13 protein-coding genes are annotated in these 15188 nt (G+C 43.2%); 7 read left to right on the top strand and 6 right to left on the bottom strand.

The window, feature by feature from the left end; all coding sequences use genetic code 11:
* Positions 1-62: 62 nt before the first annotated feature.
* Entirely contained in the window at positions 63-695 is a 633-nt protein-coding gene (locus tag AC0VYG_RS15720; protein ID WP_475428898.1) for a LysE family translocator, read from the bottom strand.
* A gap of 102 nt (positions 696-797) precedes the next feature.
* Between AC0VYG_RS15720 and AC0VYG_RS15715 the strand changes: the two genes are divergently transcribed.
* From AC0VYG_RS15715 to AC0VYG_RS15695, 5 genes are all read left to right on the top strand, one after another.
* A complete protein-coding gene (locus AC0VYG_RS15715) occupies positions 798-1676 on the top strand; it encodes a LysR substrate-binding domain-containing protein (RefSeq protein WP_475428897.1) in 879 nt (292 codons plus the stop codon).
* Positions 1666-2145, top strand: coding sequence for a GNAT family N-acetyltransferase (locus AC0VYG_RS15710; RefSeq protein WP_475428896.1), 480 nt, complete (start codon positions 1666-1668; stop codon positions 2143-2145). The genes AC0VYG_RS15715 and AC0VYG_RS15710 overlap by 11 nt, the downstream gene beginning before the upstream one ends.
* Before the next feature lie 198 nt (positions 2146-2343).
* Positions 2344-3492, top strand: a complete 1149-nt coding sequence (locus AC0VYG_RS15705; protein WP_475428895.1) for an ABC transporter substrate-binding protein — start codon at positions 2344-2346, stop codon at positions 3490-3492.
* A 9-nt stretch (positions 3493-3501) separates the two neighbouring features.
* The gene (locus AC0VYG_RS15700) at positions 3502-4572 is read left to right on the top strand and encodes a FecCD family ABC transporter permease (RefSeq protein ID WP_475428894.1); all 1071 of its coding nucleotides are present in this window, start codon (positions 3502-3504) and stop codon (positions 4570-4572) included.
* Positions 4572-5342, top strand: coding sequence for an ABC transporter ATP-binding protein (locus AC0VYG_RS15695; RefSeq protein WP_475428893.1), 771 nt, complete (start codon positions 4572-4574; stop codon positions 5340-5342). The genes AC0VYG_RS15700 and AC0VYG_RS15695 overlap by 1 nt, the downstream gene beginning before the upstream one ends.
* 98 nt (positions 5343-5440) lie before the next feature.
* Here AC0VYG_RS15695 and AC0VYG_RS15690 read toward each other — a convergent pair whose 3' ends face one another.
* The 5 genes from AC0VYG_RS15690 to rnt all read right to left on the bottom strand — a co-directional run bounded on the left by AC0VYG_RS15690 (position 5441) and on the right by rnt (position 12743).
* Positions 5441-7546, bottom strand: a complete 2106-nt coding sequence (locus AC0VYG_RS15690; RefSeq protein WP_475428892.1) for a TonB-dependent siderophore receptor — start codon at positions 7544-7546, stop codon at positions 5441-5443.
* Between the two features lie 301 nt (positions 7547-7847).
* The gene (locus AC0VYG_RS15685) at positions 7848-8120 is read right to left on the bottom strand and encodes an HP1242/YdcH family protein (protein ID WP_475428891.1); all 273 of its coding nucleotides are present in this window, start codon (positions 8118-8120) and stop codon (positions 7848-7850) included.
* Between the two features lie 351 nt (positions 8121-8471).
* Positions 8472-11480 carry a DUF748 domain-containing protein gene (locus tag AC0VYG_RS15680; RefSeq protein WP_475428890.1) on the bottom strand — a complete coding sequence of 1003 codons (3009 nt, stop codon included), beginning with the start codon at positions 11478-11480 and terminating at the stop codon, positions 8472-8474.
* A 17-nt stretch (positions 11481-11497) separates the two neighbouring features.
* On the bottom strand, positions 11498-12001 hold the full coding sequence (locus AC0VYG_RS15675; protein ID WP_475428889.1) for a YbaN family protein: 504 nt from the start codon (positions 11999-12001) through the stop codon (positions 11498-11500).
* A 73-nt stretch (positions 12002-12074) separates the two neighbouring features.
* A complete protein-coding gene (gene rnt, locus AC0VYG_RS15670) occupies positions 12075-12743 on the bottom strand; it encodes a ribonuclease T (RefSeq protein WP_475428888.1) in 669 nt (222 codons plus the stop codon).
* Between the two features lie 93 nt (positions 12744-12836).
* On the opposite strand from rnt, the gene AC0VYG_RS15665 reads away from it, so the two are divergent.
* Together AC0VYG_RS15665 and AC0VYG_RS15660 are read left to right on the top strand one after the other, a co-directional pair.
* The gene (locus AC0VYG_RS15665) at positions 12837-13721 is read left to right on the top strand and encodes a flagellar protein MotY (protein WP_475428887.1); all 885 of its coding nucleotides are present in this window, start codon (positions 12837-12839) and stop codon (positions 13719-13721) included.
* A 179-nt stretch (positions 13722-13900) separates the two neighbouring features.
* Positions 13901-15133: an argininosuccinate synthase gene (locus tag AC0VYG_RS15660; RefSeq protein ID WP_475428886.1), complete on the top strand. Its 1233-nt coding sequence runs from the start codon at positions 13901-13903 to the stop codon at positions 15131-15133.
* Positions 15134-15188: the final 55 nt, after the last annotated feature.

The raw sequence follows: 15188 nt of genomic DNA, 5'->3' as shown, positions 1-15188 counted from the left end.
GCCTACCTGTATTCATCACAAAAGAATGCGCAAATAAAGGCTATTTTGTGGCTTCGTCTGGATCAGCTGCGAAAAATAAGCGCCAAACCAAAGAGGAATAGGCTGACACCACAGATTTGATTAAGGCGAGTTTTCATTGACTCAAGACGATTTTGCAAGTGAGGTGAGGTAATGATGCAAGCGACTAAGGCAAACCAAAGGGCGTGCAATAGAATCATATAAGCACCATAAAGATAAGCTGCTAAATTGGGGTCACCTTCTGGGGCCACGACCTGACTAAAAATGCTCAGGAAAAATAACATGGTTTTGGGGTTGAGAGCATTGCAAAGAAAGCCTTGAAGAACATGACGAAAAGAAGACATGGAAACTGCTCTAATGGTCCCTTGTACCTCAGAAGGCCTTTTCTTGGAGAAGAACATCTCTTTTATGCCAAGATAGATTAAGTAGGCTGCACCAGCGTATTGGATAATAGGATATAGCCATGCATTGTGTGAGATCAAGTAACGTATTCCCATTAATGAATAAGTAATGGGAATACTGATGGCGAGGCCGATGCCAATGGCAGTCCAAACACCGGCACGTCGTCCATGGGATAGGCTATTTTTAACAACTAATACAAAGTCTGCCCCTGGACTAATAACAATGATTATGCCTAACAGCCCTAAACTCAACCAAGTGATGTTTTCCTCAAACATGATTTTCTCCTAATGAATTGCTGTGATACTTGACATGGTATGTCATGCTGTCACTCTTTATAATCGATATTTCCTCCTTCAATTTGTGAGAAAAAATCACTAATGCGACACTTAAAAGCGTTCCATATTTTTCACGTTGCTGCCTCGTCGTCGAGTTACACTGAGGCGGCGAACAAGCTTTGTATTACACATGGAGCAGTGAGCAAACAGATTAAGGTGTTAGAAGCCTATTTAGGTCAGGCTTTGTTTTATAAACAGGGGCGTCATGTTCGCTTGACCGAGCAAGGGCGGGTGTTAAAAGGCTTTACCCAACAAGCGTTTCATGCGTTGGAACAGGGAGCGGTAGCCTTAATGCCCAAAATAGACAATGTGCTAACGGTATCGTGTGAGCCAACTTTGACCATGCGTTGGTTGATGCCTCGTCTTGCTCAGTTTCACGAATTGCATCCAGATATTGAGGTGCGTTTATCCACGGCAGGTGGGCCTGTTGATTTTGTCGCCCAAGGCATTGATCTGGCCATTCGCCGAGAAGATTTTGTGATGTCAGCACCCAATCTCAAGTTGCCTTTGCTGGAGGAATGTGTCGGCCCCGTTTTTTCTCCTGCCTATTGGTCGAGTGTACAAGAGACGATGAGCCAAGTTGTTTACTTACACAGTAAAACCCGCCCTGGTGCTTGGCAGGATTGGTTGGCCTGCAACGGATCAGACAAGGTGATGTTTGCGAATTTTTCAAGCAGTCCGCAACACACTTATGAGCATTTTTATTTTTGCTTGCAAGCCGCGGCAGATGGTTTGGGGGCGGCGATGGGCTCTTACCCATTGGTTATGGATGATTTAAAAAGAGGCCGCCTGGTTGCGCCATTTGGCTTTGTCCCATCAGGACATTGCTATCTTGCCTTAGCCTCACAACAGCTAACGCAACAAGCGCAGGCTTTCTATGATTGGCTAAAGACTTTAACGGAGGGCGCTAATGAACATTGAATATCGTTTTATCGATGTGGAAACAGACTATGAGACGTGTTGCGAGTTTCGTAAAGAGGCTTATTTCTGTAGTTTTGCCACTTATCAAGGCTTCGAGACGTTTATAGAAGGCTATAAAGAGCGCTTGCTAGAACGAATCCATCACCCTGACTGGTTTTATTTTCATCTATGGTATGGCGGTAGAATCATTGGTCAGCTTGAGTTTCGTTGTTTTTCAACTCGTAAAAAAACGGGTTATCTTCACCTGATCTATTTAGCTGCTGAATATCGTGGACTGGGCTTGGCTGGCGAATTAGAGCGTTTTATTGCTCGTCGCTTGATGGAGAAAGGATGCCAATATTGTTTGTTGTCTGTTAGTCGCTCCAATCAACGGGCGTTGCTTCATTATGCGAAGTTTGGCTGGTACTACGATTCTCCCAATCCAAAACATGATACGACCGATTTTTACCTCAGAACTCTATCAGAGTGACCATGGCGGCATGATGACTCTATATGTACGGTAATCGTCAATATTTTGCCTGAAAAAAGTGAATACATCCTTTATATGAGGATAATCTGAGAACAGTTATTGAATGAGAATGTTTTTTGTTTACATTTTTCTTCACTAAACAATACAATGTTTATTTACTTTTGTTTCGTTCTTAGGCTTTTTTAACAGGGGTTGTTTATGCGTTATTTGGCGTCACGCTTTGTTTTTCTTTTAATGGGGTTATTTTCGTTGGGCGCTTATGCGGCGACGTATCCGATGACCGTCACTGATATGGCGGGTCGTCATGTGACCATTAAATCAGAGCCAAAACATATTGTGTTACAAGACGGTAGAGATGTGTTGATGCTGGCGGTATTGGATAAAAAGAATCCATTTAAACGCGTTGTTGCTTGGAATAATATTATCAAGAAAAGTGATTCGGGGCTTTGGGATCGACTAGCCACACAGTGGCCAAGCGCTAAAAAAATCTTGGATATGAATTTTGGTGACAGTGGCCAGTTAAATTTAGAAGAAGTCTTAACCCATCAGCCTGATTTGTTAGTCGCAGAGTTGCGTTCTAAACCAGCTTTAGAGCAAGGTGGGGTGATTAAAACCTTGGCTAAATTAAACATTCCTGTTTTGTTCGTCGATACTGCCGAGAACCCGATTAAGGACGCTCCTGCCAGTGTCAAGCTCTTGGGTAAAGTGTTGAATAAAGAACAGAATGGTGACGCGTATTTCAACTTTTACCAGCAGCAGCTTAAAATCGTAGACGATGGGGTGAAAGCTGCTGTAGCCAAACAAGGAGGCAAACGTCCTAATGTGTTTATAGAAGCCCATGCGGGCGTCAAAGGGCCAAATGATTGTTGTTTTACCCATAATAACTTTGGTTGGGCGGATTTAGTGGAAGCCGCTGGCGGTAATAACTTAGGTTCTGAAGTGTTAAAGGGGCCAACAGGCGTGGTAGCAATGGAAAAAGTGCTAGAAATGAAGCCTGATGTGTATGTGATGACAGGTTCTCAATGGTCAGGACGTAGTAAATCCATTGCCCTTCCTTTGGGGTATGATGTGACGCCAAAACAAGTTCAGGAAGCCTTCGATCGTTTATTATCTCGCCCAGGTTTTAAACAATTATCGGCTTATAAAAACCATCGAATTTATGGTGCCTACCACCAATTTTATAACCATCCTTACAATATTGTTGGGATTCAAGGGTTAGCGAAAGATTTTTATCCAAAAGAGTTTAAAAATCTCCATCCGACACAGACCTATCAGACGATTTTAGCGCGTTTTACCGATATTAAGAGTGATAAAAACTTAACGCTATTTGCTCATGCTAAGGAATAATTTTTCCTTATGAATACTGTTTCACAAACGCTGGGCCAAGCGCCCAGCGCGCATGTCTACAAAAATGATGTGCGTCGTAAATTGTTGCTGATAGTGGGTTTTCTTATCTTAACGGTTCTAGCCGTCATAACCGATTTATTATGCGGTTCAGGGACATTGCCTTGGCATGTTGCGCTTAATGGGGTGTTTCATCCCGATCAAGTGTCTCCCATGGTGCATGTGGTGATATGGGATTTACGTATGCCTGTTACCATCACGGCGGTATTGTCTGGTATTGGTTTGGCGATTGCGGGCTCGTTAATGCAAACCGTACTGGATAACCCATTAGCAGAACCCTTTACCTTAGGTATTTCTTCTGCGGCAGGTTTTGGTGCAGCATTGGTTATTGTCTTCCAAACGTCTTTAGTAAGTTTTCTTCCTGTTGATTATTTACTCACGGCGAATGCTTTTATTTTCTCCCTAGCGACTGTGTTGTTTATTGGTATTTTTGCCGCTCGTAAGGGGTTATCAGTGGAAATGATCGTGATGCTAGGGATTGCCGTGCATTTCGTTTTTTCGGCGCTACTGGGTTTGGCGCAATACGTTGCGAATGTGGATCAACTCCAGTCCCTAGTTTTTTGGATGATGGGATCACTACAGAAAAGTACCTGGACACAAGTGGGGATCAATACGGTGATTATTGTGCTGATTGTTCCCATCTTGCTTTTATTATCTTGGCAAATTTCGGCATTACGTGGTTTTGGTGAACAAGCTCAAGTATTAGGGATTTCAGTGGCACGACTTCGTATGCTGTTATTGACTTTTTCCGCGTTGTTGGCAAGTGCTATTACAGCGACGATTGGTGTCGTTGGCTTTATTGGGCTGGTGGCACCACATGTGGCCCGTATGTTGGTTGGTGAGGATCAACGTTTTACGCAATTGATGACGATGATTGTCGGCGCTTTGATTATGACCTTATCTTCCATTGTCAGTAAAATGTTAATACCTGGTATTATTCTACCAATTGGTATGGTGACTTCTTTGCTAGGCGTACCGTTTTTTGTTTGGTTGGTATTCGGCCGTAGTATGGGGAGACGATAATGCTTAATGTTAATGAGTTGTCTGTACGGATTGGTCGAGTTGATATTTTAAACCCCCTGAGTTTTGAATTAGTCGCAGGACAATCTTTGGCTTTGCTGGGTCGTAATGGGGCCGGAAAATCGACGTTGGTAAAAGGGTTAGCGGGCTTAGTAAAAGCCAAAGGGGATATTCAATTAGGAGGAGTAAGTCTTAATAGCATGACGCAAAAGGAGCGCAGCCAGATTATTGGTTATGTGGCTCAAGACTTTTCTAGTAGCAATGTGCGTTTGAGTGTATTTGAGCTGCTGCTGTTGGCCCAAAACAGTCAAAACATGCAGTTACGTGCCTCACCTGAAAGTCTTGTTCTAGCGCAGGAAATGCTTAATATGCTTGGGCTAGCGCATTTAAGCGAGCGTATGCTGAATGAAATGTCAGGGGGGCAGAGGCAAATGGTCGCTTTAGCTTTAGCCCTGATTCGTAAACCAAAACTGCTGTTGCTGGATGAGCCGACATCGGCGCTGGACTTAGCTAACCAGTTACAGCTTTTACAAACGGTTCGTGATTACACTCAAGAGCAAAATATCACCACCCTGATGGTGTTGCATGATTTGAATTTGGCCCATCGTTTTGCTGATCAAACGATGATTCTTGAGTCTGGTAAAGTTTCGGCATTTGGTGATACCCATGAAGTGCTGACGGCAGAACAAATTGCTAACAGTTACGGTGTGCATTGTGAGGTCTTTATTGGTTCAGATGGCTCAAGGAGTATTCATCCTTTGTCTGCCATTTGACGTTTATTTCACCAACAGCTCGACTTTATAAAAAAGGGTGACTATCTATGATTGGATATCACCCTTTTTTGTGGTCTTGATTATTTTGTTAAGACCAATCAGAAGTTGTAAGTAGCGCTTAGATAAACGCGACGGCGTTCACCGACGAACGAACCGATGGTTTTGGTAAAACCACTCACCGCGTATTTTTTATCAAACAGGTTTTTGATGTTTAACTGGAATTTCCATTTTTCCCAATGGGTCTGCCATGAGGCATCGTATACCGTGTAGGGTTTGACTTTTTGCCCTTGGCGATTGATTTGTTGGCTGACATAATCCGCCCCCAATCCAATGGATGAGCGAATATGTGGAAAATCATAACGAGTCCAAACGCCTAGCTGGTTGTGTGGTGTATTGGCAAAGCGTTTTCCGTCCGCATATTTGATCCCATTAAACGCTTTTTCCACAATGGTGTCGTTATAGGCATAGTTGATATTCGCGACCCAGCGAGAGGTGATGTCCGCCATAATGTCCAGTTCCACCCCTTGGCTTCTCACTTTGCCAAAGGCAACTTTTTTATCAGTGTCGTTTGGGTCTTCTTGAAGTATGTTCCTACGGACAATATGGTAAGTCGCCAGATTCACATTCAGTCGATTATTCAGCCAATAGCTGCGCATTCCCACTTCTATTTGTCGACTCTCTTCTGGGTCGAAAGGTCCGCCTACACTGGTTTGTTGGTTCTCTGCATCCTGTGGAACAAAGCCTGTTGAGAAGGATGTATAGGGTTTGAGGTGTTTATTGATTTCGTAGGTGGCGCCAATGCGCGTGGAATAGCCTGTGTCGTAATAGTCGGTTGAAGAGTCCTTTAGGTGATTGTGATAATCTTGTTTGATCCTGTCAATACGCGCCCCTGATGTGAGCTCCAGTTTGTTGGTGATCGCCCATTGATCTTGTGCGTAGAGGCCAAGCTGGTCAGATGTGGTGTCTTCGTTGGTATGCTCGTGCATGATGTAATTGTTGGGGTTGTCTTTTCCATAAATGGGGTGGATAAGACTTAGATTAGAAACACCGTCAGCTGGGCCTGTTGCCCTTGAATAAGTAAAGCGGTTTTTCTCGTGAAAATACTCACTCCCTACTAGCACGGTATGCTTGCCAAGCTCCGCGATTAAATTACCTGCTAAGGTGATGCCTTTGCGTTTACGGACTTGGTCACGGTATTGGCGTTTACTGGTATCGGGAATGCCGTCACCATTCGTATCAAGCAGTTTGTTTATTTCGTGATATTTCTGAGTCTCGGTGTTTTCGAAGTAGCGCACGGCCAGATTACTATCCAACCATGAATTAATAGTGTGGTCGAGCTTAGTCTGAAAGACTTGTGCATTGAGCTCTTGATAGTCTGTTTTTTCGTTGTCGTTCCAAGAAATTGGTGCTAGGAAGTTGCCATCATTATCGGTTGGAATCCCGCGTAAGCGAGCGCCGTTTATTTTCTGATGGATATTAGTATATTGAGTGGTTAGTGTGTCGCTATCGCTAATATCCCACGCATAGCCAAGATCGATGATGCGGTTTTGTTCTTTCACATTATTGCGGTATGAATGTTGTCCATCCGAATAAATTCCCACTCGATAGCGTTTTGAAGCCTCTTTGTTAAGTGGACCAGAGGATTCTACGCTGCCGCTTAGAAAGTCTTTGTTGCCCATGCTAGCTTGAACTGTGTTGTGTGGATCATAGGTTGGTTTCTTGGTGACATAGTTAATCACGCCGCCTGGTTCTCCTGCGCCATACAGGGCACCAGATGGCCCTTTTAAGACCTGAACCTGATCAATTGTGAAAAGCTGAGGAATTGAAAATTCTCCATAAGGGTCGCCTTTCAAGCCATCGTAAAGAATCTCGTCTTGACTGAAGCCGCGTAGGGTAACCGTTGAAACATTGTTTTGTGATAACCCTGATATTGAGCGATACAAATCGGTAATTTGCCGTGCCGCCTGATCTTCTATCATGGTGTGGGTTACCACTTGTACGGACTGTGGTGTTTTATCTATAGGGGTTTCAGTACGTGTGGCGAAGCTTGTTTCATCGTCTTTATAGTAAGACAAGGCACGTCCTTTCACAGCCATTGTGTCCAATTTTATGTTTGCGTCTGTCGTTGTATCAGCAAAGGTATTGGTGGAAAGAGCAAGTGCACTACAAGCTTGCATTGCAACCAGAAGGGGATTAAGTTTCATAACAAACCAAGGGTTAATAAAAGGAAGAAGTATGATATTGATTATGATAATCATTTGCAATATTGTGTTGTTTTAATATGGAAAAAGTCTTTGGTGATTAGCTGCTATTGGGTGGAATAGAGAGGATTAAAGAGACAAAGTTCGTAACGCATTATTTAATAGAAAGTATGTACAGAAAGGTGTCAGAAGAAAAAGTTAAAACGGTAAAGGCGCAACGATCAGCGTTGAACTGGCCTGTGCTTGTTCAACGCTGATCGTTGCGCCTTTGCTGATAAAGGAAGGCGACTCATTCGTCCCTTCTTTAAGCTTGTGCTTGGTATGTCTGCTGAGTATTTTGAGACTGTTTTAAATAATCAACCAGCGTGTCTTTAAGCTGCAGACGACGCTTTTTAAAGGTCTCTTCTTCTTCTGTTGAAACGAGCAGAATTTCTTGCTCCATTTTTTTGATTTCGTTTGTCAGGTAGTGGTACTCATCTGACAGTTTTTTAAAGCGGTCATCCGTCATTTTAAGAGCATGAATGTCGTCTTTAAATTCTGGTAACTCAAGGGCTAAATTATGATTTTCAATTGGCATATTATTTTCCTTTTTCAACTCTCTAATTATTAGACTAGGTGATTTGTGGGGTTGATGTTTTGACACTAATCACGTTTCTTAAATAACACATTAATAAAGTTATGGCGCATTGAGCCCTGCATCACAAGGTAATGCGCATTTATTACGTGATTTTTAGGTATTTTGGAGAAGCTTTTACTGATCTCTGACGGCAAAAGTATGGTTGGTGTTAGCTGAGCGTAAATAAAATGCCTCCGTCAGCTATGCTAAAAAGAGTCTTCTAAATGTTAGCGAGCTCATATTGGGTAAGGCATAATGAAGAGCTAAGCGGCTTGTTGCCGCTTAGCTTAGCAATGAACGAATGCAAATGAATTAGAAATTTAAATCGATACGTGGCGTGCTGCCACGGGTAAGATCAACTTCAGGCGCGCAGATAAAAATACGAGAGGAGCTGATTTTTTGGCTCACTAGGTAATTTTTTAGGCTCTGTGCTCTTTTTATTGCTATCGCGTTGGCCGTTTGACGGGCCGCATTACTTATGGCGACAGGCGGCTTTTCTAAGCCTAAATCCTGATAGCTTGCTACACCACAGGCTCTCAGCTCACTGTCTTCTTTGTTTTTCATAAGATCTGTTAATTGTTTTAAAAAGGTCTCCTGATTTGCCGAAAGGTCGGTTTGTTTCGGCTTGAACTGTAAAGGCTCCACGCGAATTTTTAACAACTGTTCACCCGCAAACTGTGCAATTGAAATGACATTCGCATAAGGCACAAAGGTTTGTAGTAAATAACTAGTAGACGCTTTAAATAAAGCCTTCTTGATCGGTAAAACGAGGAGGTCTCCCCATCCGAACTGAGGATTATCTATGTTACCGGAGAGAGGAATATCGAGATTAATATTGCCGTTTCCGTCTTTTAATGCACTGACCGCAATGTTGAGCGGTATAACCCCTGTTTTGATCACTGAGCTGCTTTTGTAGGTTCCTCCCAGATCAAATTGTTTTAATACAATATGGCTTGTGCCGTTGATGACGCCCTCTTTTGAGTTTAACGTCAGGTTTAGATTCAATTGGCCAGAATCAATTTGGTAGCCCAAAACATTCGCAATATAAGGAGAGTAAGGCGGTAACTCAGCTTGGCTCACAACGAGGTGTGACGACATAGTGAGCTTTTTCGCGAGAGGAAGTATCGTCAGCTCACCAGAAATAGTGGAGTATTTGTCATTTCTGGCTTTGAAATCTAACGTTGCTTTTTGTTTTTTGTCCTTGGTGTTGAGGTTGCGAATTGCAAACTTTTCAATGGTTAGCGTGCGCTTTAGAGCGGGATCAATGCTCTTGTCTTGAATGTATAAGCTAGACTTGCCTGTCATGTTGTAGGCATCCAAGATCACATAATAAGGGGCTTTAAATGCTGAGTTTGCAGGCGCCTTGTTTGATCCTTGTTGTGTGGCGATGTCTTGTTGTCTAGGCACATCGATTGGTTTAGCTTTCTCTGAGGGGGCTTTCTGTTCGCTGGTGTCGACAAACACTAGGTTTTCAATGCGTTTTTTACTGTCTAATAGCAAGTTACCTTTCACTCCTTTGGTATCGATCTGTTTGATGCGAACGCCATCTTGGTTAGCATGAATTTGATCAATGGCAACCTTATCAATAGTGACAAGGGCTGGAGAGGCTGGCTGACTTGTTTTAGCCACAAGAGGTTCGGAAACGATAAGTTTTTGAATGTTTAACTTATTAAGAGAAACATCGAAGTCGTTACCTTGTTGGTTAAGGTTAACATGAGAAAGCGAAGCGTGTTGCCACGATGCTGCTCGCTTTGTGTCGGATAACTTCGCATCAAAAGCTTGAGTCATCAGGTTTAGGTCTGTGCCTATCACATGAGGTTTCTGTTGCTTATTAAGGTCTACATTAAGGGTATTTGCCGTAATATGCAGTTGTCCTAGTGAGACATCCGCTTTATTTTTTTGTTGAGCTGTGAGGCCGGCTAAGGTCAGGTTAATGTCGTTGTTATTGACTTTTATACCCTTGTTGGGTGTTTGTGAGAACGAACTGTTATTCGTCAGGCTGAGTGTGTCGTAGTGGGTTTTGATATCCGCTTGTTCTGCGTTTAGGTTGTGACTGTCTAGCTGACTTTTTACTGAGAGCTGAAGTGAATCCGTGGGGGATTTGCTTAACTTTAATTGACTAAGAGCCAAGGTGCTTTGATCATTCGTCAAGGCAAGAGAAGAGAGCGCCAATGTTAATTGATGAAGGCTGATGTTGGCCTGTGGTGTATTGGCGGTGAGTGCTTGGTCGTGCTGTACTACGTCGAAAGGCGTGTTAACGGATAGCTTGGCGACACTGGCACTTTGCTTATCTTTTAGTTTGGTTGTTAATCCGCTTAATTGTATATCCACATTGCCTTTTGCACTGAGATTGTTTTGTGAGTCATAAGAGGTGGATAGATTTGATAGCGCTAAGGTACTGGAAGCCAGAGAAAGATGATTTTGCTCTGGCAGGGGTAAGTTCAATGCCTTAAGGTTGGCGGTGAGTGAAGAATCGTTAAGCTGGTACGATGTTGTGCCATTGTTTTTGTGCAGGTTGGCAGTCAGTGTGCCTTTCAGAGATAAATCCCCCTTACCCGTTTGATAAGGGGCTGGAATAAAATGGGCGAAGGCTTGAAGAGGCAGTAAGGTGTCTTGAATCGTCAGACTTGCTTGGCCCTTTATTGGTGTGTAATGAAACTGACTAGCAAGGTCGATTTTTGCGGTATTAATGTTTGTGTTTAATTGGACGGAGCCTTGCCAGTCCATACCTTTCCCTATTAGATCGTTAATCGACAACTTATTGATTGATATGGTGTCTTTCTGTATGGGAGCTGTGGTGTCAACTTGCCGGCTTAAGTTGATATGACTATTAACGAACGAAAATTGTGGGACTTTGATTCTCCAAGGAGCGCTGTTTTTTTCTGTTTTGGGCGTATTGCTGGCTTGCTCTTTTGCAGCCTTTGATTGGTATTGAGCAAGGTTAATACCAGCAATGATCCAGTCGTTCTTTTGCTGTTTAACCGACAGTGTCAGTCCATTAATTTTGGCGTGAGAAACCTGGATGGTGCCAGAAAGTAATGGAGAAATATTGATCCCCAAATCCAGTTCTTTAAGGGTTAAGGTATCCTGTTTTTCTTTGGTGATGGTTAAGTCTTTTATGGTCACTCTTGGCGGAAAAAAATGGACACGAAGGTGCTGTAGTGAAGCGTTTTCGCCTTGTGACTGAAAGTATTCTTGTAAATAATGTCTTGCTACAAACGGCGTAATTAGCCAGACAATAAAAATTATCCCAATAAGGGTTAGGCTGGGAATAATAAACAGATTGCGTAACGGTCTTTTGGTGATGTTGCTAAGCGCCATATTCTCTACCTTGGGAGTTAAATCGATGTGTCATCTGGTTGTTCTGGTCGTACTGGCAGGCGTAATAGGTAAGTGCATACCGCGACGCCAATACAAATAAGAGAAATGGTCGCCCAAAGACGACCAATAATGATCATAGAAATCCCCATTCCCATCCACATCAGAATAATGGCTCTATTACGTGCTTTTTTAGGGATGCCTTTACCGGATTGCCAATCATGAACCATCGGGCCGAAATATTTATGGTTCATCAGCCAATGATGAAAGCGCTCGGATGATTTAGAAAAACACCATGCCGCGAGGAGAACCAAAGGGGTGGTGGGCAATAAAGGCAAAAATATGCCGATTATGCCTGTAATCAATGACAGCCAACCCAAGATAAGTAAACCAATTCGTTTCCCCTGCATAGACTGACCCGTGACATTGAGTGGTAATGAATGTGTTATTTTAACCTTGCCGGTGAAGATAGTCAGCCCAAAAAATTCTGCGAAATAAAGAGGTGAACAGATAACCATTTTCATGACCACTGATTGCTTCTGTTAAGCCAATTTTTTGAGACGATACTATTCTTTGAATGACTGTGTTTTCGTATTGTTATTTTCCTGCATTAAAGATGTCTTCCATTGAGCTGTTATCTTCTGATGCTTTTAGTGGCCAGCCTCCTAGACGCTTCAAACGGTTTACCATTTCACAAAACAGTTCCGCGGTTTTTTCTGTATCGTATTTTGCAGAGTGCGCTTCAGCATTGCTGAAGGGGATGGAAGCGACTTCACAGGCTTTTGCTAGCACCGTCTGTCCAAAAATCAATCCAGCTAAGCTGGCAGTATCAAAGCTGGAAAATGGATGGAATGGGTTACGTTTAATTTGCGCCCGTTCAATGGCGGCGTTTAAAAAGCCATGGTCAAAGGCGGCGTTGTGTCCGACAAGAATGGCACGTTTGCAGCCAGCTGATTTTAACTCTTTACGTACCTTGGAGAAAATTTGCGTTAGCGCGTCACTTTCTTCAATATGCGCTCTGTTAGGGTCATATGGGTCAATGCCAGTGAAATCCAGTGCCGCTTTTTCTAGATTCGCCCCTTCGAAAGGTTTGACTAAAAATGACAGAGTTTCATGGGTATATAGCTCACCATTTTCATCCATACGAAGGATGCAGGCAGCAATTTCTAGTAATGCATCGGTTTTTTGATTAAAGCCTGCGGTTTCAACGTCGATAACAATCGGTAGGAAGCCACGGAATCGATCTTTAATTTCATGGTTTGACAAAAGAAGTTCCTTAATTCTGCCACTTTCTCAATAATGATGGGGTAGATAGATCGGATCATAACACAATTGATAATGCTTGAACGAGATCTCTAAATGGGAATTACCCAACGATTTATAACACGCACTTGTTTTCTGTTCGCAAGCAGTATGTTTGTGGCCTGTTCTCAGGCGTCCATACTGTATCAGTCTGGCATCACGGACTCGAAATGGCTGTTATCGGGTGATATTTTTTCATGTAGCTTGAGTCATCCCGTGCCACATTATGGCGTTGGACATTTTATAAAAGAAGCGGGTGAGCCTATGAAGTTTGTGCTTAAACCCAATAACGAAAAATTAGGACCAGGACAAGTTTATATCATTTCTCAGGCTCCGGAATGGTCTCCTGGCATCAAACCCGAAACGCTCGATATTTTGCCTTACCCAGGTTACGGACTGACGGTTGAGGTCGGGGGCAAAGTGGCGGAACGAATGTTAACCAGTCTGGATCATGGTCGACAGCCTATGGTCGCTGGTACGGCTTGGGAGGATCGTCGTGAAGTGGTGGAAGTGAGTTTGTCGAATATTAATTTTGAACCTGCTTATAACCAATTTCGCCAATGTTTGTCGTCTCTATTACCGGTTAATTACGATCAGATTGCTCGTACAGCGGCCTTATTTCCGTCTGGAAAAGCACGACTAACGGACAGCATTAAGCAGCGTTTGAAGTTGGTGGCGTTGTATGTGAAGCACGATCCGACAGTTGAATACATTTACATTGATGGTCACTCAGATAATGTTGGCTCACGACGAGATAACCGAGAATTGTCTAAAGAGCGCGCTGAAAAAGTGACCGCGTATTTGTTAAAACAAGGTGTGGCAGTCGATAAAATCATTTCTCGTTATCATGGCGATCGCTACCCAGTGGTCAGTAATCGTACGGCAGCTGGCCGTGAACGTAACCGTCGTGTGACTATTCGTTTAGAAAAAATCGGCAAGTAATACTGAGTTATCTTGCATAGTCTTTATAAAAGTCCAACTATTCCATTAATTTCAATGGCGTGTTGGGCTTTTTACTTGCTAAGAAAGTAGCGAAATCTTACACTAGATAACCCCTTTTTTTAATTTTTGCGCCGCTGTTTTACTGTGGTTGCGTGACATCGTTGAGGAGAACAGAAAGAATGTCTGACGTGAAGAAGGTAGTGCTGGCTTATTCAGGCGGCCTAGACACTTCGGTAATTGTGAAGTGGCTTCAAGAAGAGTATCAGTGTGAAGTAGTGACCTTTACCGCTGACTTAGGTCAAGGTGAGGAGGTGGAACCTGCTCGCGCGAAAGCTCAAGCGTTGGGTGTTAAGGAAATCTTCATTGAAGATTTGCGTGAGGAATTTGTTCGAGACTTTGTTTTCCCTATGTTCCGTGCGAACACGATTTATGAAGGTGAGTACCTTTTAGGTACCTCTATTGCTCGTCCTCTGATTGCTAAGCGTTTGATTGAGATTGCTAATGAAACCGGAGCCGATGCCATTGCTCACGGTGCGACGGGTAAAGGTAATGACCAAGTACGTTTCGAACTTGGTGCTTACGCTCTTAAGCCTGGTGTAAAAGTGATTGCACCTTGGCGTGAGTGGAGCCTAACGTCTCGCGAAACCTTAATGAACTACTGTGAAGAGCACCAGATTCCAGTCGATTTTTCAACGAAGAAGAAAAAATCGCCTTACTCTATGGATGCTAACTTGTTGCATATCTCTTATGAAGGCGATCAGTTAGAAGATCCGTGGCTAGAGTCGGAAGAAGATATGTGGCGTTGGTCGGTGTCTCCTGAGCAAGCACCGGAAACGCCAACTTATATTGAAATTGAATACGAACATGGTGATCCCATTGCTATCAATGGTGAAAAAATGTCGCCAGCCACTATTTTGGAAACTTTGAACAAAATCGGTGGTGAAAACGGTATTGGCCGTATCGATATAGTAGAAAACCGTTTTGTTGGTATGAAAGCGCGTGGTTGTTATGAAACCCCGGGAGGCACCATTATGTTGCGTGCCCACCGTGCGATAGAGTCTATCACACTGGATCGTGAAGCTATGCATCTTAAAGACGAGCTAATGCCTCGTTACGCAAAAGTGATCTACAATGGTTTCTGGTGGTCTGAAGAGCGCCGCATGCTGCAGGCGATGATCGATACATCTCAGAAATACGTTTCTGGTACCGTACGTTTGAAATTGTATAAAGGAAACGTTAGCGTTGTTGGTCGTCAATCGCCCAATAGTTTGTTTGATAGCTCTATTGCGACTTTTGAAGACGATGCTGGTGCTTACGATCAAAAAGATGCGGCTGGCTTTATTAAACTTAATGCATTGCGTATGCGAATCGCAGCGCAGAAGGGACGTGGTTTTTTAGACTCTGATAAGTAATCCACAGTAAAGTCTGGGTTTTACTCGTCGGCTATGTCCATAAACGCTCTATTCA

Source organism: Marinomonas sp. 63XJN7_7_ISO-PGPR-S23-202, assembly GCF_056173505.1.
The sequence above is the reverse complement of the archived record's forward strand: the minus strand, read 5'-3'. Positions and strand labels throughout refer to the sequence as shown.